This window comes from Streptomyces sp. Ag109_G2-15, from assembly GCF_900215565.1.
In the GTDB taxonomy this organism is placed as follows: Bacteria; Actinomycetota; Actinomycetes; order Streptomycetales; family Streptomycetaceae; genus Streptomyces; species Streptomyces diastatochromogenes.
This window is the reverse complement of sequence record NZ_OCNI01000002.1, coordinates 313,449-336,049: the sequence shown is the minus strand read 5'-3', so window position 1 is coordinate 336,049 and position 22,601 is coordinate 313,449. Positions and strand designations below refer to the sequence as shown.

Here is a 22,601-nt window from a genome sequence, read left to right as displayed (position 1 = left end):
GAGATCGGCCGTGGAGGTACGTCGACGCCTCCACACTCGCCGACAGCTGCATGGAAGGGCCAGTGCCAACGGCCAACACAATGAGGTGGACCGTTCAGGTAAGCCCAGCGAGCGGGTCAGTGGGCTTCCAGGCAATCGGAAGCACTACATCGACACCGTCTCGGCGGGCCAAGGGCAGCAGTTGATCCATGGTCGTGTCGAACCGGTCGGCGAAGGAGGGCATCGGCCGCAGCGGTCGGTCCAGACTGGTGAAGAAATCGTCCCAGTGCACCAGGAAGACCCGGCGTGCGCCGGTCGCACCCACGACCCCATCCCAGTACGTGCGTACGAACTCGGGTGACTGTTTGCCGAGCATCCCTACGCCGAGGTAGATCACGTCAGCCTGGCGGTCGGCGAGCATTCCAGGCCGGTGATTCGCGCTGGCGTGCAGCAGCACACTGCCCCGCGGGTGGGAAACGTGCACGGAGAAAGCCGTGCCGGTCTTCCAGGCACGCGCCCGGGCGGGCGGGACCAGTGGTTGGTCGACCGTGCCCGGATAGTGGTCGCCGGGACTGTGCACGGAGTCCAGGAAGGTCAACTCGAAATGGCCGTAGGTGAGCACGTCGCCGCCCCGGACCACCCTCAGCGACGACTCGGGCACACCCACACCGCGCCCGACGTTGGCTGTTGACTCCGAACCGACCAGATCAGCACCCGTCTCCAGACACCACACCGGAGCGTCCAGAGCGTGGTCGTAGTGAGTGTGCGCGCAGAACACCGCCGCGAGTGAGCGGACGTCCGACCGCTCGATCGCACCCCTGACAAGCGCCCGATCGGGTCCGATCCGGCCCAGCAAGACGCGCAACAACCCGGGCCTGGTGACGAATCCGTCGCAGAGCAGTGTGGTGTCCCCATCGGAGAGCAGCAGCGAACTGGTTCCCAGGAAGCACGCGGTCAGACCATCAGGAGTGAGCACCGAACGCTGCATATACATGTGATAGGGGCGCAGACTCGGACGACCGAACAACGACCTCATGGGCACTGTCACCTCCACCCACGCGGCCCTGCGGGGCCGACGCTGTCCGTCATCGTTGCCTCCTCGGCAAGGCTCGGTGTGCGGGTGGAAACGTTATCGGCCGAGGGCGAGGTTGTGATGCTCCGCCAGACCGACCGCTACGGAGCTTCCGTCCGGGAGCGCTGACCAACGCAAGACGACAGGCGAGCACGCTCATGCGGGCAGTCGAGGGTCCGCGGCTATTCGGCTGTCTCGGGCTGGACCTCGTCTGTGGGTGCCGCAGTCGGCTCCGGCGCATGGGCGGCGGTGTAGAAGACGGAGCTGCCCTGCTTGGCCCGCTGGGCCAGGCTTTTGGCGACGAGGTTTTCGAGGGTGGTACGCACGACAGTGGCCTTGATGTTGCGGTCGGGGTGCGCCTGGCCGAGTGCCTCGGCGATTTCCGCCGCGGAGCGGGGTTCGCTCTGCTCGGTGAGGTGACGGTGGATGAGGTCGACCAGGGTGGTCCCCGTCTTCGTGGCCGCCTTCTTGGCAACGGGCTTCTTGACAGACTGCTTCTTGGCGGCGGGCTGTTGTGCAGTGGACGTCTTCGCCGGTCGTCGTGTGCTGGGCGCAGCCGTGGTCTTCTTCCTGGGGGAGGGCACGGTGGTGCTGTCGGCCTTGGCGGGTTCAGAGGCCGGGGCTTTGACGCCGAGTGCCTGCTGCATGCTCACCAGCACGGTGTGGTCGCGCTGCAGCGTGGTCAACTGCTGTTGGAGCGCGGTGAGTTCCGCGGTGATGCGTTCCTGTTCCTTGACGTTGGCTTCCAGGTCGTTGGCCACTTGGCTGATGTACTGCGAAGTCAACTCGGTGGCGGTAGCCGTGTCTTCGGACATCTGTCTCTCCTCGGTCGGTGCCGGGTTGAAGCTCTGGCGGGCGGTTGCAGCGGGTCAGGGAAGATGTTCCGGCCGCAGCGTGCCTTGGTGCGGCGATGATACGGGTGGGAAGCTCTGCTTTTGCTGTGTGTGCAACACCTTCCGGCGTTAGACCTCCGGTGTGGGGTCTGGGCGAAGGGTGCGCTACCGGATGGTGGGCCACGGATGGCGCACTGTCGGCCACCCACGGCCATATCCCCCAGACGGGTGGGAGCCAGTGCCGTCTTGCCAGGGCGAAGCGCGGCGACTACTGCGGCGGGCAGCGCGAGCAGGGCTGACGCGGCGCTTCTTCGGGCACATGGGACGCAGGACCTGCCCGGGGCCCCGAGCGCGATCGCCCACACCTGGGCCACGGCGTTCTGGAAGGCGAAGACAGTCTCGCCGTCCGCACCCGAGACGTCGATGACGAGCACGCCGGGCTCGGGCACATGTGTTCCATGGATCTGTTCCACGCCCGTCTTCGGCTGCGGCCAGATCCTGCGCGAGCACCGGATTCACCCGACTAGCCCGCTCCCTCCCTGAATCGTAATGCGATATACGCATGGCTCATGAGTGTTACGCGATAGAGTCGTCGTCATGGGCATGAGTCTCGATGAGCGGGTACGCTCCACTGTCGCCGCGCTCCTGCACGCGACAGGTGAGTCGCAGACCGATCTCGCTGCCGCATTGGGAGTGAGCCAGGCCCAGGTGAGCCGTCGTCAGTCAGGTACCGCCGTATGGAGCCTGGCCGACTGCGACGCGGTCGCCGCGCACTACGGCATCGACGTCCTCGAACTCCTGGCAGGACCCACCCGTGCCACGGAGTCGCTGCCCGAGGAACGCCGTCGCGTTCCCGGGCGCCACGCCCACACCGCACGCTCTGCGGCCGTACAGGACGGGGGAGCCCGATGACGAACTTCGACGCGATCGACGCCCTGCTCGCCGGGGCCAAGAAAGAGGTCCCGCTGCCGCCCGCAGAGGAGCGGCGTGCCCTACGCGAAGGACTGAGCCTTTCGCGTGCCCAGCTCGCGCAGGCCTTGAACGTCAGCCCCTCCACGGTCGGGGGCTGGGAGGCCGGGCGGGACCCGAGCGGTGAAGTGCGGGAGAAGTACGCGTACTTCCTCGAGGGAGCGCGGACCAAGCTGGCTGCCACTGCGGCCGAGGCGGCCCCCGCCGAGGAACCGGCGGACGTCGCCCCGGCGGAAGCTGGGCAGGAGGCTGATCACGACGACGTCGAGGCCCTGTCCGCGCCTGAGCCCTGTGTGCTGTGCGGGCAGCCCGCCTCCCGCCAGGTCGCGGGATTCCCGCAGCACCTGGACCCCGCCGACTGCGGCACGGCAGGGCACACGCAGACGGTCGAGCCGCCGCGGCCGGAGAACCCCGCTCCGCAGAGCGAACCCCGTCGGCCGGCGTCCTCCGGTAGCGCGGGCCCGGCGGCTCGGGGAGTCAAGGTCGTGCCCGTCGGCCGTCGTCTGAAGACCGCCGACACCCCGGATCTGATCGGCTCCGCCGTCGTGGCCGCCTTCGCCCAGCATTCCGGCGACGTCGCAGCGGCAACCGCGGCGCTGGTGAAGCGGGCCATCCCGGACGCGATGGCGTTGCTGGACGAGACCCGCAAGGGCGGCCGGTACGACATCGTCGCCCACCCGTGGCTGCCCGACATCCTGCGCAAGCAGACCTCCCGGGGCGCCGACCAGATCTGGGAGGCCCGGCCCAAGTGGTCACGGGCCGAACTACCGCCCGGCGAGCACGAGGTGACCGCGCTCGACGTCAACGGCGCCTACCTGTCCGCGCTCAAGACGCACCTGCCCCTCGGCCAGCTGGAGCACTCCACCGGCAACCACCACGACCACCGCCGCGCCGGCGTCCACCTGATCACCGCGCCCGCCTGGGAGCACGACGCCTACCTGCCCAATCCGATCGGCAGCCGGGACGAGCCGGGCCCGCTGTGGGTGACGGAGCCGACCCTGCGGCTGCTGCTGCGTCTCTCGGGTCCGAAGTACGGGCTGTGCGACCCGCCGGAGATCCACGAGTCCTGGACCTCCGGGGCGACGGAGAACCTGCTGGAGAAGTTCCGCGTCGCGCTGAAGGACGCCAGGGAGCGGGCGATCGCCGAGGACGACGAGACCACGCTGGAGTACGTGAAGGCCATGTACTCGAAGTTCGTCTCGACGATGGGGGAGTCGAACTACAACCGGGAGCTGTACCGCACCGACTGGATGCACCTGATCCGCTCCCAGGCATTCGTGAACCTGTGGTGGAAGGCGCACCGGGCGTACGACGAGGGCCTGATGGTCGTCCGCGCGATGGGCACCGACGAACTGCACGTGATCGGTGACTGGCGCGCCGTGTTCCCCGAGGGACGCGGCGTCACCGAGGTGAAGGTCAAGGACGTCTACACCGTCGGGACCGAGACGACCGACTGAGGCACCGCACCATCGGCTTCCGGTGGCGAATGAACCTCTCCGCCTCATCCGCATCCACGTCCCTGCGCGCCTGGACGCCGGCGTAGTCCGCCGCCTTTGGCGGATGACGTCACTGCTCCGCCTCCGAGGAAAAACCGTAGGCCACGACCCGCCTCAACGCCTGCGCGGCGGAAGTGTCACGGAGGCGCCTACCGGATCACCGGAAGGACCGGCACTGCCAGTGCGCGGCCCAGGGTCCAGCGCTGCGGCCGCCCGCCGCAACACTCTCTCCGGGGAGCGGGTCTGGGGCCTGCGGCAGCGGTGATCCGTACGATCGAGCGATGTGATCACTCGATCGTGAGTTCTTCCGCTCTCGCACCCGGTCCGGCGCGATGCTCGAAGAGGCGGCGCGTGACCGGCGCCGTCCGGATGCGCTGTGGGTGGGGAAGAGCATGACGCGAGAAACGGGACGGCGCAGGGGCCTGGACGAACAGGCCGTGCTGCTGGTGGCTGGGCTGGCCGATCTGGCGGTGAGCACGCTGGATTCGGCCGTGGGGACGGTGCGGGGCCTGCTGCGCCGCTCGGACGCCACGGAGCTGGCGGCGCAGGCGGAGCAGGACCTCATGGCACGTGGGCGCCTGGCGTTGGACCGGTACGCGGCTGTACCCCCGGCCCACCTGGAGATCCTCGCCCGGCACGCCCTGGCTCGACGAGCGGCGGACGATGTCTGACCGGTGGGAGCCGGCGGCGTTCAAGACCCGCATCGACGAGGTGCTGCATCGGTTCGTCGCCCAGGAGGCCGACCAGTTCGCCGCGATCGATCCACTGCTGGGCCCGGTGGCAGATCAGCTCGAGGCTGCGGTCGCCGACGGCAAACGGCTGCGGGCAGCGTTCTGCTACTGGGGCTGGCGTGCGGTGGGGCAGCCGGACAGCGACTCGCTGGTGCGGGCGGCGGCGTCCATGGAGCTGGTGCATGCCGCAGCGGTCGTGCACGACGACCTGATCGACGACAGCCCGCTGCGGCACGGGCGCCCCACCGCACACGTCGCCCTGCGCGGTACCGTACGGCGCCGTCCGCGCGCCGATGCCGCCGCGCGGTCGCTGGCGATGCTGGTGGGAGACCTGCTGATGGCGCTGGCCGGGCAGCTGTTCGCCACCAGCGGGCTGCCGGCCGCCTACCTCGCCCGGGCCCGCCCGTTGTGGGCGGTGATGGCCCGGGAACTGATCGCGGGGGAGTGCCTCGAAATCCTGCGCACCGGAGTCGGCCCGGACACCGAGGCGTCCCTGAAGGTGATTCGGTACAAGACCGCCAAGTACACCGTCGAGCAACCCCTGCTGATCGGTGGCGCCCTGGCCGGGGCCGGTGAGCGGCTGCGCGAGGGCTACTCCGCGTACGGGCTGCCGCTGGGCGAGGCATTCCAACTTCGCGATGACTTGCTCGGCCTGTTCGGAGACCCGGAACGCACCGGCAAGGCCAGCACCGACGACGTGCGCGGACACCGGCCCACCGCCCTACTGGCAGAGACCTGGCGCCTCGCCGGCGACAACGACCGTGTACGGCTGCGCACCCTGCTGGGCCGACGCGGCCAGGACGCGGACGCTCTGGACATGGTCCGCGAGGTGATGCGCCGCCTGAAGGCACCCGACCGCATCGAGGAACTGATCAGTGCACGGGTCGAGGAGGCACTGGGCGCACTGCACGAGCTGGACGTACCGGCGCACGCCGCCGACGCGCTGACCTCGCTGGCGCGGACAGCGGCGAACCGCCTGTCCTGACTCTCGCACCGACGTCGCACAGACCCGAGCCGGCCTGACCCGGCCCCAGCCCCTCCCGCCGCTCGCGGACGATCCGCGAAAGACAAGGAGCCCTGTCATGACCTACACCGAAGCATCGATGGACGCCCTGCGGAACGCCGGCGACGAACTCGCCGACGCCACCGTCGCCGCGCTCTTCGAACGCGGCGAGGTGGGCACCTTCAACACCCTGATGCGCTACGTCTCCACGGCAGGCGCTCCCCTTCCGGACGGGTTGCCCGACAGTGCCCGGGACTACCTCGAGGCCACTCGTGTCCCTCCGGCCTGGGTGGACTGGGCCGAGATGGAGAAAGCCCGGCTGTTCTTCATCGACAACAACGTGCACATCTCCACCGCCCTGTCCTTCGCCTCCATGCCCGCCTGCTACGTCGTCCCGCACGTGGCGAAGCTGCTGTCCGCCACGCACGGGCTGAAGTACCCGTCCAAGCGGATGGCGGAGACGGGCCAGTTCACCGTCTACCTGATGCAGCCCGACGCCTTCGAAGCCGGCAGCCGCTTCATCCCCGCCGCACAGAAGGTCCGCCTCCTGCACGCCTCCATCCGCCACCACCTCAGGCGCGAGAACCGCTGGGACACCGACGTGCTCGGCACGCCGATCAACCAGGAGGACATGATCGGCGGGCAGATGTTCTTCTCGCTGCTCGTGCTGGACAGCCTGCACCGCCTCGGCATCCACCTGTCGCAGGAAGGCGCGGAAGCCTACTCCTATGCCTGGCGCGTCGTCGGAGCCATGCTCGGCGTCGACCAGGACGCCGTCCCCAAGACCCTCGACGAGGCCCGCCACTTCCTCGACCGGTACATGATCCGGCACATGGGACCCTCCGAGGAGGGCGCCCACCTGACCCGGCAACTCATCGACCTCTACGAAGAGGTGGTACCCGGCACCTTCTTCGACCCGATCGTCTCCGCCCTGATCCGCTACCTCATCGGCGACACCTGTGCCGACTGGCTCCGTGTACCGCACACACCGTGGGACACCGTCGTCAAGGCCGTACCCCATCTCCTCGGCGTCCTGGAGACCATCGAGGACCGCTCCCCGCTCGGCGCCTGGGCCCTGGACCGTCTCGGCCACCTCACCACCGTGTTCGAGCTGTCCTCCCTCACCCGCGGACGCGTCATGCACTACGCCATCCCCGAACAGCTCAAGAAGGACTACGGCATCCCCAGCGCGACGCCCCGCACCCACCGGTGGACCCCACCGGCCGTCACAGTCTTTTGATCACCCGGCACTCGCGTTGGCGTGTGAACAGGGACCCGACTGCTCGCGAGCCCAGACCGCGTTGGTGGAAGCGAACGCGCCGGCGGTAGCGCACGCGGCCGGCTGACGCGCTGAGTTCCATCGGGGCTCGGCACCGCACGCGGTACCGGCCCTACGGTGTCGTACGAGGCATTCACACGCCGTTCACCGCACAACCATCTGCCGTTGCCGTGTGTCTCACAGTCGAATCTCACTCGCGTGCGCTCGCGCTTCGACACCGCTCGCGCTTCAAGGAGGAACCGTGGGCATCCGCAGACCGGCCGTCACAGCCGCCGCAGCCGCCGCGCTGATCGGGGCCTTCACCGTGCCGCTCGCCGGGAACAAGGCGTTCGCCGCCGAGGGCAACGCCACCGTGCGCGAGGACTTCAACGGCGACGGCTACCAGGACCTCGCCGTCGCCGCCCCCGCCGCCACCGTGGGCGGCCACTCCTGGGCGGGCTACCTCGCGATCAGCTACGGCTCGGCGAAGGGCCTCGGCCCGGCCCGTACGACGATCATCACCCAGGACACCCCGGGCGTGCCCGGCACCTCCGGCGACAACCACGGCTTCGGCTACGCGCTGATCCCCCGTGACCTGGACGGCGACGGTCTGACCGACCTGGCCGTGGCGACGAACGAGTACCAGCCGGCGAACAACGTCGGCGGCTCGGTGATCATCCTGTGGGGCCGCACGACGGGCATCTCCGGCACGGGCGCGGTCCGCGTCCCCGCGCCTGCGAACGCGTTCGTCGGCGAGGACGTCACCGCGGGCGACTTCGACGGCGACGGGCACACGGACCTCTTCATGCGCGACGCCGAGGACTTCGACTTCCGCGCAGTGCTCTACGGCCCGTTCGACCGGAGCGGGGCACCGGCGCGCGAGCAGCAGCTGACCGTGTTCAGCACCGACAACACGATCTGCTCCACCGCGGCAGGCGACTTCAACGGCGACGGCATCGACGACCTCGCGACCTTCTACGTCTACGAGAATCACACCGAGGGCGGCAAGCTGTGGCTCGGCACGCGACAGGGCCTGTCCACCGTCCCTCAACGGCTGCCCTCCGCGAACACCACCGCCGTCGGCGACTTCGACAAGGACGGCTATGCCGATCTCGCCACCCGGGTCTTCCCGAACGGTGAGACGTATCTGGAGGAGGACCCGGGGACGATCAAGATCTACTACGGCTCATCGGCCGGGCCCAGCACGACCCGTACGAAGACGATCATGCAGGAGACCGCAGGCGTACCCGGCGTGAGTGAGAAGGGCGACCAGTTCGGGGCGCGGCTGAGCGCGGGCGACGTGAACGGCGACGGATACGCGGACCTGGCCGTGGGCGACCCGGGCGAGGCGATCGGCTCGGTGGCGAAGGCCGGCTCGGTCGTGCTGCTCAAGGGCGGCAGGGGCGGGCTCACCGGCACGGGCGCGCAGGCCTTCCACCAGGACACACCGGGTGTGCCGGGAAGTGTGGAGAGGGGCGACCTCTTCGGCGGCTCGGTACGGCTGCTGGACGTGACGGGGGACGGGAAGGCGGACCTGGCCGCGGGCGCGCCGGGTGAGAACCTGGGCGCGGTCGCGAACGGTGGCGCGGTGTGGTTGCTGCGCGGCACGGCTTCGGGTCTGACGGCTTCCAAGGCCTTCACGGAGAACCCGGTGGATCTGAGGGCGCCGGCGGCGGGAGCGGAGTTCGGGGAGAACCTGGGTGGGGACAACGGGCCGGGGCTGGTGATTCCGTAGGGTTCCCCCACCCCTTCCGAGCTTCGTGTGCGATCAACCGGAGGGAGGGTCAGCCCCTGCTGCGGAGCGCGTCGAGGACGTGGGGCCAGGCCGCCGTCCCCAAAAGCGCGTCAGCCTCCGGCGTGCCTCCGTACTGGAAGTGCGGGGATGCCGCCGCCGGGCTCTCGCCAGGAAAACGTGGGCGGTGGCCGGCATCGTGGCGGGTGATCAGACGTACCGTGGCCCCGACTGAGCGTCGGCGTTGTGCCAGTTGTTCGGCGAAGGGAAGAGACGGCCACATCGCATCGTCGCCGCCTGCGACCACCAGCAGATCGGCCCGCGCCTTGTCCACGGGGATCTCGGCCGGATTCAGCAGATCAGCGAACGTCCGCTCGCTCAGTTCGTACCACCCGCGGATGGAGACCGGCCCACCGTCCGTCTCCGCGGGAGTCCAGGAATCGTCCAGCGGGACGAAAGGCACCACCTGCTCTCGCCAGGTCCAGGACGATCGATACGGGTGGTGGGCTCCATCGCGCCCTGGTCCGACGTTGCACCAGACCCGGGACGTGGGCGACATCGCGACGACAACGTCCACACGCGGATCGTGCACTGCCGTGAGCAGCGCCGCCTCAGCCCCCTTGGAAGTGCCCAGAATGCCGATGCGTCGTGCCCCGTTCAACCGGAGGAAGTCGACAGCGGCGGTGAAGGTCTCCAGGGGGATCTCGCAGATCCCCGGGGACTGCCCCGGCCCGCCGAACCAGCGGATCGACACCGCCGTCATGCCCTGCTGGGCAAGGAGGCGTGCTCTCTCCCGTTCGACGCGCCCGCTGGATCCCGCCAGGACCAGGACACCGACGTCACTTTCGCGGGCGGGAGCGACCAGGACGCCCTGCCAGGGATCGGTCAGCTCGCGCTCAATGACATCCACATGGTCCCCCTGTCGGCCGTCTCAACCTGTCAGCGCAGCCTAATCGGCGTTGCCGCTCCTCCCGAGACGACCGTATCCGCCCCGCGTAACCACCGACGGTGTCAAGCCTGTGGTCCCCAATGATCCCGCCCTCGGGAGCCGCCTCACATCGCCCCCCGATCTTCACCAACCGTCCGTGAAATGGGGCCAGGTGGAGTCGCCTGGGCGGAGCCTCAGAACGCAGTTAGGTTGCCGTTGCCAGCAGCAGCGACAACACGCACTTGCTGGACTGCGGGCAGAAGCTGCGGCGGCGTCGGATCACGCAAGTGGAGCGAGTGGCAGTGTAGTTTCAGAACTGACGGCATCGTGACAACGGACGGTGCAATTGCGTTGCACCCGCTGGACTATTAGCAGGCTGAGGAGACGAAGGTGCCGGAGAGGAATATCGAGTTCGGCAAGTACGGTGCTCGCGGCATCAAGGGACATGAGGCCGTGGCCCGCCAGCTCGATGCTCTCGCCAGCTTCATCGCCACCCCGATCACGGCACGGCGTGGCCTGCTCGCGCGCCTGCACTACCTCACTCGCACGGATCACGCCCGCCAGGCGGCCCGCGAGGTCGGCCTGACCGTCACCGAGCGGACGCTCAAGGCGTGGCAGGACGGCAGGCGCAGCCCTTCGAAGAAGAACCTCGAGCGCATCGAGACGGCCTACCGAACGGTGCGCCGACACAACGTCGCCCGCTACCTGCTCGCGCGCCTCAACCGTGAAGGCCGCGGAACCCGTGTCGAGTTCCACCCGCTCAACCAGTCCCAGGTCGATCGGCCCCGCCAGCGCGTGGTTACCTACCGCACGCTCAACGTCCGTCACTGGGACCGGATCGTCGAGGCGTGGGCCAACGATGACGAAGAGGCCCTGGACGACGCCTGGATCAGCGACGCGGTGGTGGACCTCGGCTCAGAGTGGGGCCAGTACGAGTACGTCACCAACATCGGGTTCGCCGCCTGACGTGTTCGCCTCCCCGTCGCACTGCTGGTCCGTCCCAGGCGAAGGACTACGGCCCCTGCGCGGGACGGGCCGCGGTCAAGCTGGACGATGATGACGATGGCGGCGAGGGCGCGTAGTTGTCGTCAGTTTGCTGGTCGTGTCTTCAGCGCCCCCGCGGTCGTGGCCGATCGGGCACGGCTCCCCGGCTGACGCCGATGGCGATGACCGCGCCGACCGGTACCGCCAGTGCGGCGAGTGCCGCAGCCCGCACCGTACGGCTGGGTTTGTGCCGCAGGACGAGCCAGGCCTTGAGGAGAAGGCTGCGTCAGCGAGGGAATCGGCGTATTGGCCGAACCGGGGTGCCGGTGAGCGTCTCTTCGGTGACTGTGGTGGACAGCGGCCCGGACCGCGTTGCGGGCCGGGCGCGGTAGGTGATCAGGCGGGGGAGTACGAGTGCGGCGGCGGCGGAGACCAGGCCGCCGAGGATCAGGCTGTAACGGGCGCCGAGGGTGTCGGAGACCCAGCCGACCAGGGGGGCGCCAAGGGGGGTTCCGCCGAGGAGGACGAGGAAGTAGACGGACATGACGCGGCCGCGCAGGTGCGGGTCGGCCTTGAGTTGGGTGAGGGCGTTGGCGGTGGTGGTCGCGGTCGCGCCGGCCAGGCCGGTGGGGATGAGCAGGATCAGGAAGGTGACGTAGCCGGGCATGAGCCCGACGGTGGCTTCGAGGAGCCCGAAGACGACTGTCGAGGCGATCAGGTTCCGTGCGGTGGGGGGCCGTCCGCCGGCGGCGCCGCGCAGGGCGCCGATCAGGCTGCCGGCGGCGTATGCGGCGGACAGGTAGCCGAAGGCGGCGGAGCCGGTGTGGAAGACGGTGACGGCGACCACGGCGATGGTGACCTGGAAGTTCAGGCCGAAGGTACCGACGAAGCCGATGATCGTGATCGGCAGGAGCAGTTCCGGGGTGGCGGCGATGTGACGGAGGGCGTCCCTCAGCCCGCTGTCGCGGGGGCTGGACGCGGCGGGAGTGACGAGTTCTCCGGGACGGATGGTGATCAGGCCGTACAGGACGGCCGAGTACGAGGCGGTGTTGGCCAGGAAGACCGGGCCGGGTCCCGCGGTGGCGACGGCAAGGCCCGCGAGGGCCGGGCCGAGGATGCGGGCGACGTTGAACTGGGCGGCGTTCAGGCTGACGGCGCCGGGGACACGGTCCCGATCGACGAGTTCGGAGATGAAGGCGTTGCGCGCGGGCTGGTCGAGGGCGGTGGCGGTGCCCAGGGCGATGGCCAGCGCGCACAGGGACCGCAGGGTGATCGTTCCGGTGAGGGTCAACAGGCCCAGGAGCAGTGACTGTACGGCCATGGCGGTCTGGGTGAAGAGCAGCAGCCGTCTTTTGGGGAAGCGGTCGGCGATGACGCCACCGGTGAGGCCGAACAGGGTCTGGGGCAGGAACTGCAGGGCGGTGAGCAGGCCGACGGCGGCGCCGCTGTTCCCGGTCAGATGGAGGGCGAGCAGGTCCTGGGCGGCTCGCTGCATCCAGGTGCCGGTGTTGGAGACAAGTTGTCCGGCCAGATAGCGGCGGAGGTTGCGGGACCCGAGGGTGGCCCGCGTCGTGTTGGCGGTCATGGGGCGGCGGGCGCTCACGAGACGTCGGCTGGGAGGGGTGCCTCGTGCAGGTGGTGGAAGGCCGGTGCGGGGTGCATGAGGAAGTCGTGGTGGGAGATGTTCCAGGCGTAGGCGCCGGCCATGGCGAACGCGATCCGGTCGCCGCAGCGCAGTTGTCGTACCGGGACGCGGTGGGCCAGGACGTCCTTGGGCGTGCACAACTGGCCGACGAGCGTCACTGGTTCGCGCCGTGCCTGCGGGCGCGGCCAGGGGTGGGGCCAGGTGTCGACCGGGATGATCCGGAAGGGCTGGTTGTGCTGTTTGGCAGCGGGGGTGCGCAGGTGGTGGGTGCCGCCTCGCAGGACGGCGAATGCCTCGCCGTGGCTGTGCTTCACGTCCAGGACCTCGGTGACGTACCAGCCGCAGTAGGCGGTGAGGGAGCGGCCGGGCTCGATCCGCACCGTCAGGTTCCGGTGCCGGGCGAGCAGCCGGTGGAGTCCGGCACCGAAGGCCGCCCAGTCGAACCGCTGGTCCGGGTGGGCGTAGTCGACCCCCATGCCGCCGCCGATGTTGACTTCGGTCAGGTCGATATGGCGGGCCTGGGCCCAGTCCCGGGCCCACGTCAGGACGTCTTCGGCCAGGTCCAGGTGGCCGGGCGCCTGGAGACCGCTGGCGAGATGGACATGCAGGCCGCGCAGCCTCAGGCGCCGGTCGGCGGCGATGACGGCCAGACACCCGTCCAGCTGGGCCGGTTCCAGACCGAAGGGGCTGGGGCGCCCGCCCATGACCAGGGCCACCGGTCCCGGGGTCAGCGGCAGGTTGGCGCGCAGCAGGACGTCGATACTGCGGTCGCCCAGCACGGACGTCAGCAGGCGCAGTTCGTGTGCGCTCTCGATGTGCAGCCGGGATACGCCGAGGCGGGCGGCCTCGGCGAGTTCGGCGGGTGTCTTGCCCGGGCCGCCGAAGGCGATCGGGATGTCCGGGAACAGGCCGCGCACATGGCCGAGTTCGCCGCCGGAGGCGACCTCGAAGCCGTCGACGTGGTCGGCGAGAACGCGCAACAGGCGTGCGTCGGAGTTCGCCTTGGCCGCGTACAGCAGCTCGGCCCGTTCGGGCAGCGCGGCACGGACGGTGCGGACGTGCTCGCGCAGGGCGTGCAGGTCGTAGACGTAGGCAGGCAGGTCGCCGCCGGTCAGCCGGTCGATGGGGGAGAGTGCTTCGGGGTTCACTGCGCCACCTCGCGGGGGAAGTCCCTGCCCAGCGGGCTGGGCAGGGGGACGTAGGTGGCGTGCCGGTCGGCCTGGCGGGACCAGCGCAGCAGCAGGTTGGCCTTGGCGGGCAGCGGCACGCCGGACAGCAGGGCGCGCAGCCGGGGCGGGTCGCCGAGGCTGCGGGAGCAGGCGTCGAGGTGGTCGCGGACCAGGCCCCACAGAGCGGGTTCCAGCCCGGCGGCCGTGTCCGCGAGGGCGGCGAGCATCTCGGCGGTGTGATTGACCAGCAGGCAGTACGCGACCCGGTTCCAGCCGCGCACGGCGTCGTAGGTGAGCGGGTCGCCCACGTCGTCGGGGAGTGCGGCGAGGGCCTCGCGGTGGTGCCCGGCCAGGAGCTTCGTGCCCTCCAGGTCACGGAAGAACAGCTGTGCCGGCCTGCCGTCCTGACGCACCCCGACGATGACGTTCTGCAGGTGCGGTTCCAGGACGACCCCGTGCTCGAAATACGCCGTCAGCACCGGCGGCAGCAACAGCCCGAGGTAGGCGTCCCACCACGCCAGCGCGTCGTCGGTCCCGCGCGCGAGCAGATGCGCGACCTGGGCCGGGCTCGTGGGGTGTTCGTCGGCGACCGCCGCGCACAGCAACGGCGTCACCCCGGGAAGCAGGTGCGGGCCCAGACCGGACCGTACGATCACGCCGAAGCCTTCCACCAGGGACGTGTCGCCGCCGACGTCCAGCGTGCGGTAGCCCGGCTCGGCCAGCAGCGCACAGCCGCGGAACCGGTCGGCGAGCTGCGCGAAGACCGGCTGGAGCAGCCGGCTGAGGGCGACGGCGCCGGACAGTTCGTAGGCGGCGTTCTTGCGGACGCAGTTGGTGATACGGACGTTCAGGCTGAACTTCAGGAACAGGTCGGCGTCCGGCTGGTAGAGGGTGCGTACCGACGCGGTCGGCGCGAACTCCGGTCCCGCGAGACCGGTGTCGGTGATGTCCCCGGTGGCCATCGCCTCGCGCAGCCCGTGGTGACCGCGCAGCAGCTCGTACTGCCACGGATGGACCGGCAGTGTCACGAAGCCCGGGTCGGCGGATGGCATCAGCGCCGCCAACTCGCTCAGGTCGCCTTCCTCCCGGATGAGTTCACGGCGTACCGCCAAGTGACGCAGGGGAAAACGCGCACCGGTCTCCGGGCCGTACGTCATCCAGCCGTGGGCGGCTCCGGTGCGGGCTTTGGGGGCGGGATGGAAGCGGTGGCCGAAGACCAGGGACTGCTCCGAGTCCAGGTAGCCGGGTGCCACATCCCGCTGGTCGGAGCGGTGTTCCAGGATGGTGCGGATGGTCTCGCGGCTGTCGGTGACCTGGAGCAGGAACTCCTCGTTGGCGGTGCCGGTACGCAGCTCCAGCTCGTCCTGGACGTACGCGGCCAGCTCCCGCCAGCCGATGGCGGTCCACGCGCCGTCTTCGTGGCGCTCGACGGGGCCGCTGAAGCGGTGGGCACCGATGAGCGAGGCGCGACGCAGGGCCGCACGCAGCAGCAGGCCAAGGCGGGGCAGGCGCACCAGCAGGTGGCCGCCGTGGACGGTGACCTGGTGCTCGGGCCCGGAGACCTCGCGGATCAGGCAGTTCAGGAGGGTGTGGGTGGTGACGTGGTCGGCGGTCAGTGCGGGACTGTCGGTCAGTGTGGGGGCGGTCATGGGGAGCGGCTCCGTTGCGTTCGTGAGGGGGACAGGTACGCGGCTGGTGGCGGCCCCGGACGTCAGCGATGGCGGGCCAGAGGATTGGGGACGGGGATCCACTGCGCCGTGCCGGGGGAGTCGGCCAGGCGCATGGCGATGGTCGCCTTCAGCGGCAGGGTGTCCCCGAAGAAGACAGCCGAGTCCTCCGTGTCCGGGAGTTGCGCGTACACGCGGCGGCCGACGGCGGCCACGGCCTGCCACAGCGCCTCGGGGTCGGCGTCCCGGGCGCGGGACAGGACGTCGACCAGCTCGCTGAAGACTCCGCTGAGCAGCGCGCCGAACAGCTTGGTGCGCAGCGCCCACTCGTCGTCGGCGGCCCGGTTGCCGGCCAGCGGCGGCAGCGTGAAGCCGTGGGCGTCCAGGCGGCCCGGGTGGATGCGCACCCCGTCCAGGTCCCGGTACAGCACCCGCACAGGCCGCTCGTCGCGCAGCACGACCAGGGTGTTCTGCCCGTGGGCCTCCAGTGCGATGCCCATGGACAGCAGAGTCAGCGCGGGCGGCAGGACCAGCTCGGCGAAATCCGCCAGCCAACGCACCGGGTCACCGGCCGTCAGCGTGGCACCGGTCGCGTGGACGGCGGTGAGCGGTACGGCGATCTCGCCGGGGCCGAGGTGTCGTTCGCAGCTCTCCCGGATCATCGCGGAGAGGCTCGCCGACGCCGCTCCGGACACCCGTACCGAGCCGCCGCCCAGCTCGCGCAGCACCCGCAGGCTGTCGCCGTGTCCGGCCTTGTCGGTGACCGCGCAGACCAGGTCGGACAGAGGCGGTCCGTCGGCGACCTCGGCCGGGGAGATGGTGCGCCGGTAATTGGTCACCTGCACGTCCATCGCGGTCTTGATGTGACAGCCGGTCAGGACGTCCAGCGGTGCGAGGGTGCGCAGCGACAGCAGCGGCCGGGCCGGGATCGTCTGCCCGGTCACCGCCAGGTCCGGGTGGTGCACGAGGACGTGGTCGCGCTGCCAGGGGTGCACCGGCATCAGGACCGTGTCGCCGTCGCGCAGCGCCTGAGGCCAGTCCCCCGCGCCTTGCCAGCGGTCGGCCGGGACCGCGAGCAGCGCCAGGTCGACGACGGGACGGTGCTCGGGGGCGTAGGCGAGAACCTCGGCGACGGACAGGCCGGTGCGGGTGCGGCAGCACGGGTGCTGCGGATGGCCGTCGACCACCGCCTGTTCGGCGTCGGCCGAGTCACCGACAGGCGCGGACCCGGCGGCGTGGGCGGCGCGGGCCAGGGCGAGATTGGCCACGCTGTTGTCCAACTCGGCCGCCAGCCGCCGCGCTGCCGGTGTGTTCAGTCCGAGGGCGGTCAGCAGCTGTGCGGGTTCACTGATGAGGCCGTCGCGACCGGCCACCGCGAAGTCCTCGGGAATCCGGGCAAACCGCTGTGCGCAAGCGGAGGACCCGGTCAGTAAGCCGCCGTGTTCGAGAGTGATCGTCAGGGCGCCCGCCTCATGGCGGCGAGCGCCGATGCCGGGCAGGGGTTCGCGGGAGAAAGCCCCCCACAGCCTGCCGAGCACCTCCGCCCGTGCCCCGGGAAGTGCGGCAGTGAAGGGATTCGCCAGATCCGGGCGCACCCGGCACAGTTCATTGGTCGAGTTCACGTGGCCGAGTATGGCGAGTTACGGCACCGGGCCACGCGCTACCGAAATCGCAGGTACGAGACCGGACGTAAACCCACCGCCACGGCAAATAAAGCAAGCACACAAGACGTGCCCAGAATTTTCGCTACGACCTTCCGTCATCCCGTACCTCTTGTCAATCCCCTTACCACGCCCTTCCGAAGTGCTGGACGTTTCCTGTATTTCCGCATTCTGGGATCGGCTCCCCCGAAAGAGGTTCACGAGCAGCAGACGAGCCCCGTCGCTGGCATGGGGGATCTTGCGGCGATTGCGCTGGGCGAAGTGCTCGGGCGCTGTGAAGCTGTCGGCATGCGTGTCTTGCTGATCGAGGACGACGACCGGGTGGCCGGGCCCTTGGCTGAGGGCCTGAGCCGCTTCGGCTTCGCCGTGGAACATGCCCGCACCGGCGCGGCCGGCCTGGCCGCCCCGGAACCGGAGATGGTGCTGCTGGACCTGGGTCTGCCCGACATGGACGGCATCGATGTCTGCCGGGACCTGCGGGGACGCTCCGACGTGCCCATCATCATGATCACAGCCAGGGACGACGAGCTCGACCGGGTCGTCGGGCTTGAACTGGGCGCGGACGACTACCTGTCCAAACCCTTCGGCGTACGGGAGCTGGTGGCCCGTATCCGCGCTGTCACCCGCCGAACCCGCCACAGCATCGCCGCCGCAGGGGCGGCCGAACCACGCTCTTCGGGATCCTTGGACGGCCCTGCCCCGACCGGGCCGTCCAAGCCCCAGTGCATCGGTGCGCTGGCCATCGACCGTCGCACCCGCAAGGTGCACCTGCACCAGGTGCCGATCGCTCTGGCACCCAAGGAGTTCGACCTGCTGGTCTGCCTCGCCGAGGACCCGGGAGCGGTCTGCTCCCGGCAACAGATCCTGGACACCGTCTGGGAAGCCCATTACTTCGGCCCCGCCAAGACCCTGGACGTCCACGTCGCCGCCCTGCGCCGCAAGCTCGGCGACCCCGCCTGGATCGAGAACATCCGCGGTATCGGATTCCGCCTGGTTCCGCAGGTCCACCCCGACGGCGCGGAGCGGTGACCCGCCGCCTGCTGCTCAGCTACCTGAGCCTGATACTGCTCGTGCTGCTCGCCCTGGAGGTGCCCTTCGGCTACGTCTACGCCCGTGGAGAACTGTCCCGTCTCTCCCACGCCGTAGGGCAGGGCGCCGCGGGGCTGTCAGAGCTCTGCGAGGACAAGATCGAACACAGTCGGACGGCGGACATCCCCGCGCTCGCCCGCAGTTACGCCCGGAGCACGGGCAGCCGTGTCGTCGTCACCGACCGCGACGGCGTCGTTCTCACCGACACCCGGACCACCGCACTCTCCGCCGGTCAGGACTGGTCCGCCCGGCCCGACATCGCCGCCGCTCTGCACAGCCGGCCGGCCAGCGGCACCGTCCGGGACACGACGACCGGCGCCGAAGCCTTCTACACCACCGTGCCCGGGACTTCCGGCGACACCGTGCGCTGTGCCGTCCGCGTCGCGTACCCGCTGACCGCTCTCAACGAGAGGGTCCACCACGCATGGGTCGCCCTGGCCGGTGCCGGCCTCGGCGTGCTGGCCGCCGTCGCCATGATCGGCTTCGCCCTCGCTCGTTGGATCACCCGCCCCGTCCGCGCCCTGGAACACGCCACGGCGCAGCTTGCCGAGGGCCGCCTCACCGATCCGCCCGACACCAGCCTCGGACCGCCCGAACTGCGCCGCCTTGCAGCCTCCTTCACCCACACCGCCGCCCGGCTCCAGCACCTGCTGCGCGCCCAGGAGGCGTTCGCATCCGAAGCGTCTCACCAGCTCAAAACCCCGCTGACCGCACTCCGGCTGCGATTGGAGAACTTCGAGCCCCACCTCCACCCCCGGGCCCGGCCCGGCCTGGACGCGGCACTCGGCGAGGTCGAGCGGCTCAGCCGCATGGTCCAGGGCCTCCTCGCCCTCGCCCGCCTGGAGAACTCGGCCACCACGCCGGAATCCGCCGACCTCGATGCCGTCGTCGCCGACCGCGCCGCGATGTGGGCGGCCTTCGCCGCCGAACAGGACGTCGACTTCCTCGTGACCGGCCCGGACGCCGGGCACGTCTGGGCGGTCCCGGGCGGACTGGAACAGATCATCGACAACCTGCTCTCCAACGCGCTGCGCGTCTCCCCACCCGGGAGCGTGATCACCCTCGCCCGCGCCCACGGGCCGCACGGGCCCGAACTCCACGTCATCGACCAGGGCCCGGGCATGACCGAGACCGCGCGGCGCCGTGCCTTCGACCGGTTCTGGCGCGCCTGCGACACCCCCGACGACGGCACCGGCCTCGGCCTGACGATGGTGCAGCAGTTCACCCGCGCGGCGGGCGGCGAGGTCACTCTGCACCCCGCGCCGGGCGGCGGCCTCGCCGCGGTCGTCCGCCTCCGGCAATCCCCCGGAAGCGCGGACCAGCGGACGCCGATGACGTTGCGCGGTGCCGCATTCCGACCGTGGGTGAGCTGACTCGATGCGAGAACGCCGGAGGATCGGGTGCACGAGTCCCTCGCTCGGCTGTTCGCCGGTCACGGCTTCAGCCGCGCGGCCTGAACTCCGGCGTCGCATACGAGGGAGTCCAACTCTGTCTTCGTACACCGACGTTGGACCCCCTCCTTCCGCTCGCGCAGGCGATTCTCTGTAAACGTTCAGTATGTGGAGATCGGGCCCTCCTGCGGACCTAGGCGCCCACGGTCCCGTCGACGCCCTCGCGAAGAAAGTCCGCGTGACCGTTGTGGCGGCCGTACTCCAGAAGCACGTGCACCATCACCATCCGCAGCGATACCTCCTCACCCCATCTTGGCTGATACCCGGCCAGGTCCAGGGATTCAGCCTCCCGCTCGATGCGGCGCGAGTTCTCCACCTCGGTCTCCCAAGCTGCGAACGCCTCGGCCCTCGTCGAAGCGCTCGCGTCGTAGGCCGCCTGGAAGTCGATCTCGTCGGACCAGACCATGGGCGCGTCGTTGTCCTGGAACGCTCGACGGAACCAAGCACGCTCCACCTCTGCCATGTGCCGCACCAGACCGAGCAGCGAAAGCGTCGACGGCGGCATCGACTGCTGCCGCAGCTCCTCGTCGGTAAGCCCTTCGCACTTCATGGCGAGGGTCGCACGGTGGTAGTCGAGGAAGGACCGCAACATGTCGCGTTCGCTGCCAAAGTTGGGCGGTCCTATGCGATGGTCGCTGGCCACTCGTCGTGCTCCTCGTCCGTGCCTGCATTCAGGGCCAGTATCTACGCCCATGGGCCGTCGTCTCTCATCGGGACCCCGGACAGGACCGCTCCGCGAGTACCCGGTCGCCGCGGGCGCACGCCTGCGGACCGCTGTGTTTCTCCGGCGCATGCGTGGGCAGTCGCGGGTTTGCCCTGCTGAGGCACCACCGCCACTTGCCCACAGCGGCCGCGTGGAGACGCCGGCCACGGGCGCCCGGGCTTGTCGCCTATGAGGGTGTGTGACGATCTACCGGAACAGGTGATGAGCGTGACTCGAGTGCAGCACTCACATGACGACGCCCCCGACACCATGGCGGACTTCCGTCGACTGCACACGCTTCCGAAGGGCCCGCAACGGGACGGGCTGCGGGACGAGCTGGTGAGGGCCTGGTTGCCGATGGCTCATCGGATCGCCACACGCTACCGCGGCCGCGGTGAACCTCTCGAGGACCTGCGTCAGGTCGCCGCGCTCGCTTTGATCAAGGCGGTGGACCGGTTCGACCCGGAGCGGGGAGGGGCGTTCGAGAGCTACGCCGTACCGACCATCACAGGCGAGGTGCGCAAGCATTTCAGGGACCATACATGGGCGCTCCGGGTGCCGCGCCGCACCCAGGAGCTGCGCCGGCAGGTCGGCGCGGTGTATCAGGAGCTCGCCCGGTCGGGCGGTGAGATCTCGGCCGCCGAGATCGCCGCGCGTACCCACCTGCCGACGGAGGAGGTGCGCGAGGGGCTGTCGGCCCGCCACGCGTACGCCGCGCTGTCACTGGACGTCGAGCTGGTGCCCGGGGGACCCAGCGAGGGAAATACGCTGGCGGACGTGCTCGGTGTCCCCGATCCCGGCCTGGAGACCGTGGTGGACCGTGAGTCGGTGCGGCCGTTGATCGGGGCGCTGTCCGAGCGGGACCGACGGATCCTGTATCTACGGTTCTTCAGGGGCATGACACAGCGCTGTATAGCCGAGGAGTACGGGATCTCGCAGATGCACGTCTCCCGCATCCTGAACCGCATCTGCTCACAGTTGCGGGACCAGGTACTGGCCGACGCCGCGTGACCGCTCACAGCTCCTCGGGTCCGGGCGCCTCGGTGATGTCCAGGAACACATGCTCGGCCTCCGGCCACTTGCCCGTGATCCTCTGCTTGAGCCGGACACAGACCAGCTCGACCTCCTCGCTGTCGAGCCCCGGCACCAGATCGATCCTGGCGGCGACCAGCACCGAGTCCAGTCCCAGTCGCATCGTCAGCAGCGCCGCGACCTTGTCGATCTCGTCCTGGGACGAGAGGAAGTCACCGATCCGGTCGCGCAGTTGCGTATCGACCGCCTCGCCGATCAGCCGGTCCCGCGCCTCGCGGGTCAGCCGATACGCCACGTACACCAGCAGGAGTCCGATCCCTAGGGAAGCGCCGGCCTCCCAGGCCACCTGCCCGGTCGCCAGGTGCAGCACGATACCGCCCGCCGCGAGGAGCACACCGGCCACGGCTGTCGCGTCCTCCGCGATCACCGTGCGCAGAGCCGGGTCGGTCGTTGCGTCCCGGTGCCGACGCGCTTGGTACAGGGCGCGGACCAGTGAGCCACCGTCGGCCAGCAGCGCCACGCCGAGCACCGCCAGCCCCGCCAGATAGCCCTTCAGCGACTCCTGCTGGTCCGTGCGCAGGGCCTGAACGCCCTGGTACACCGAGAAGCAGCCGCCCATGACGAAGATCCCCACCGCGGCCAGCAGTGCCCAGAAGTAGCGCTCCTTGCCATAGCCGAACGGATGGCGGTCATCGGCGGGGCGCTTGCTGCGGCGCACGGCGATGAGCAGGAACACCTCGTTCAGGCTGTCCGCGACCGAATGCGCTGCCTCCGAGAGCAGCGCGGGGGAGCCCGCGAACAGCCCGGCGGCGGTCTTGGCCGCGGCTATCACCAGGTTGGCGCCGAGGGCGACGAGGACGGTGACCCGGGTTCGTACGTCCCGGGCCGTGGAGCCCCGGTCGCGCTGCCCGTCAGCACCCGTCACCAGCGCGGCCCTCCAGACTGCCGTGCGGTCTTCGCCTGCCGTGTCGCGCCACGGAGGCGACCGTGACCGAGCGGGGGCTCGGGCCCTCCGCTGCGGCGAGGATCCGGCGCCGGCCGCCAGGGCCCGGCATCGGCCTCTCTCCCAGCGACTGCCCCGGTGAACGGCCTTCATGCGGGGCAGCGGAGCTGCCTGCGTGTTCAGCAAGGGCGGGTAGAATTCGCAGGAGTACGACCGTCCTGCCCCGGACGCCCGCGCTACGGCAGAACGGAGGTCG

Annotated in this window: 20 protein-coding genes; 10 read left to right on the top strand and 10 right to left on the bottom strand. The window is 70.0% G+C overall.

Going from position 1 to position 22,601, the window contains the following annotated elements; translation table 11 throughout:
- Window positions 1–94: 94 nt before the first annotated feature.
- From CRP49_RS38065 to CRP49_RS48565, 3 genes are all read right to left on the bottom strand, one after another.
- Window positions 95–967 carry an MBL fold metallo-hydrolase gene (locus tag CRP49_RS38065; protein WP_218893014.1) on the bottom strand — a complete coding sequence of 291 codons (873 nt, stop codon included), beginning with the start codon at window positions 965–967 and terminating at the stop codon, window positions 95–97.
- Between the two features lie 266 nt (window positions 968–1,233).
- Window positions 1,234–1,866, bottom strand: coding sequence for a BlaI/MecI/CopY family transcriptional regulator (locus CRP49_RS38060; protein ID WP_097257973.1), 633 nt, complete (start codon window positions 1,864–1,866; stop codon window positions 1,234–1,236).
- Window positions 1,833–2,357 (bottom strand): DUF6207 family protein, encoded by a 525-nt coding sequence (locus CRP49_RS48565; RefSeq protein WP_257033763.1) that lies wholly within the window; start codon window positions 2,355–2,357, stop codon window positions 1,833–1,835. Before CRP49_RS48565 ends, CRP49_RS38060 begins: the two co-directional genes overlap by 34 nt.
- Window positions 2,358–2,481: 124 nt before the next feature.
- Between CRP49_RS48565 and CRP49_RS38055 the strand changes: the two genes are divergently transcribed.
- The 6 genes from CRP49_RS38055 (at window position 2,482) to CRP49_RS38030 (ending at window position 9,076) form a co-directional block, all read left to right on the top strand.
- Complete coding sequence (locus tag CRP49_RS38055) at window positions 2,482–2,796, top strand: helix-turn-helix transcriptional regulator (RefSeq protein WP_097257972.1); 315 nt, start codon at window positions 2,482–2,484, stop codon at window positions 2,794–2,796.
- Entirely contained in the window at window positions 2,793–4,310 is a 1,518-nt protein-coding gene (locus CRP49_RS38050) for a DNA-binding transcriptional regulator (RefSeq protein ID WP_097257971.1), read from the top strand. The genes CRP49_RS38055 and CRP49_RS38050 overlap by 4 nt, the downstream gene beginning before the upstream one ends.
- A 431-nt stretch (window positions 4,311–4,741) precedes the next feature.
- Window positions 4,742–5,020 carry a polyprenyl synthetase gene (locus CRP49_RS38045; protein WP_097259242.1) on the top strand — a complete coding sequence of 93 codons (279 nt, stop codon included), beginning with the start codon at window positions 4,742–4,744 and terminating at the stop codon, window positions 5,018–5,020.
- The gene (locus CRP49_RS38040) at window positions 5,013–6,065 is read left to right on the top strand and encodes a polyprenyl synthetase family protein (RefSeq protein WP_097257970.1); all 1,053 of its coding nucleotides are present in this window, start codon (window positions 5,013–5,015) and stop codon (window positions 6,063–6,065) included. The genes CRP49_RS38045 and CRP49_RS38040 overlap by 8 nt, the downstream gene beginning before the upstream one ends.
- A gap of 97 nt (window positions 6,066–6,162) precedes the next feature.
- Complete coding sequence (locus tag CRP49_RS38035; RefSeq protein ID WP_097257969.1) at window positions 6,163–7,323, top strand: oxygenase MpaB family protein; 1,161 nt, start codon at window positions 6,163–6,165, stop codon at window positions 7,321–7,323.
- A gap of 280 nt (window positions 7,324–7,603) precedes the next feature.
- Window positions 7,604–9,076 (top strand): FG-GAP-like repeat-containing protein, encoded by a 1,473-nt coding sequence (locus CRP49_RS38030; protein ID WP_097257968.1) that lies wholly within the window; start codon window positions 7,604–7,606, stop codon window positions 9,074–9,076.
- 49 nt (window positions 9,077–9,125) lie between these two features.
- On the opposite strand, the gene CRP49_RS38025 is transcribed toward CRP49_RS38030, so the two are convergent.
- Window positions 9,126–9,983: an acyl-CoA thioester hydrolase/BAAT C-terminal domain-containing protein gene (locus CRP49_RS38025; protein ID WP_097257967.1), complete on the bottom strand. Its 858-nt coding sequence runs from the start codon at window positions 9,981–9,983 to the stop codon at window positions 9,126–9,128.
- A gap of 408 nt (window positions 9,984–10,391) precedes the next feature.
- On the opposite strand from CRP49_RS38025, the gene CRP49_RS38020 reads away from it, so the two are divergent.
- Entirely contained in the window at window positions 10,392–10,967 is a 576-nt protein-coding gene (locus CRP49_RS38020; RefSeq protein ID WP_097257966.1) for a transcriptional regulator, read from the top strand.
- 304 nt (window positions 10,968–11,271) lie between these two features.
- On the opposite strand, the gene CRP49_RS38015 is transcribed toward CRP49_RS38020, so the two are convergent.
- The 4 genes from CRP49_RS38015 to CRP49_RS38000 all read right to left on the bottom strand — a co-directional run bounded on the left by CRP49_RS38015 (window position 11,272) and on the right by CRP49_RS38000 (window position 17,088).
- A complete protein-coding gene (locus CRP49_RS38015) occupies window positions 11,272–12,570 on the bottom strand; it encodes an MFS transporter (RefSeq protein WP_097257965.1) in 1,299 nt (432 codons plus the stop codon).
- Window positions 12,571–12,584: 14 nt separating this feature from the next.
- The gene (locus CRP49_RS38010) at window positions 12,585–13,778 is read right to left on the bottom strand and encodes a type III PLP-dependent enzyme (RefSeq protein WP_097257964.1); all 1,194 of its coding nucleotides are present in this window, start codon (window positions 13,776–13,778) and stop codon (window positions 12,585–12,587) included.
- Entirely contained in the window at window positions 13,775–15,448 is a 1,674-nt protein-coding gene (locus CRP49_RS38005; RefSeq protein WP_097257963.1) for an IucA/IucC family siderophore biosynthesis protein, read from the bottom strand. The genes CRP49_RS38010 and CRP49_RS38005 overlap by 4 nt, the downstream gene beginning before the upstream one ends.
- A 62-nt stretch (window positions 15,449–15,510) precedes the next feature.
- Window positions 15,511–17,088 carry an IucA/IucC family siderophore biosynthesis protein gene (locus CRP49_RS38000; protein ID WP_257033762.1) on the bottom strand — a complete coding sequence of 526 codons (1,578 nt, stop codon included), beginning with the start codon at window positions 17,086–17,088 and terminating at the stop codon, window positions 15,511–15,513.
- 327 nt (window positions 17,089–17,415) lie between these two features.
- Here CRP49_RS38000 and CRP49_RS37995 point away from each other — a divergent pair, with 327 nt between their 5' ends.
- A complete protein-coding gene (locus CRP49_RS37995) occupies window positions 17,416–18,156 on the top strand; it encodes a response regulator transcription factor (RefSeq protein WP_097257962.1) in 741 nt (246 codons plus the stop codon).
- Window positions 18,153–19,589, top strand: coding sequence for a HAMP domain-containing sensor histidine kinase (locus CRP49_RS37990; protein ID WP_097257961.1), 1,437 nt, complete (start codon window positions 18,153–18,155; stop codon window positions 19,587–19,589). Before CRP49_RS37995 ends, CRP49_RS37990 begins: the two co-directional genes overlap by 4 nt.
- A gap of 211 nt (window positions 19,590–19,800) precedes the next feature.
- Here the strand turns inward: CRP49_RS37990 and CRP49_RS37985 are convergent, their stop codons facing one another.
- Window positions 19,801–20,259, bottom strand: coding sequence for a DinB family protein (locus tag CRP49_RS37985; RefSeq protein ID WP_373560444.1), 459 nt, complete (start codon window positions 20,257–20,259; stop codon window positions 19,801–19,803).
- 333 nt (window positions 20,260–20,592) lie between these two features.
- On the opposite strand from CRP49_RS37985, the gene CRP49_RS37980 reads away from it, so the two are divergent.
- Window positions 20,593–21,381, top strand: coding sequence for a SigB/SigF/SigG family RNA polymerase sigma factor (locus tag CRP49_RS37980; protein ID WP_097257959.1), 789 nt, complete (start codon window positions 20,593–20,595; stop codon window positions 21,379–21,381).
- A gap of 4 nt (window positions 21,382–21,385) precedes the next feature.
- Here CRP49_RS37980 and CRP49_RS37975 read toward each other — a convergent pair whose 3' ends face one another.
- Entirely contained in the window at window positions 21,386–22,327 is a 942-nt protein-coding gene (locus CRP49_RS37975; RefSeq protein WP_257033761.1) for a cation diffusion facilitator family transporter, read from the bottom strand.
- Window positions 22,328–22,601: the final 274 nt, after the last annotated feature.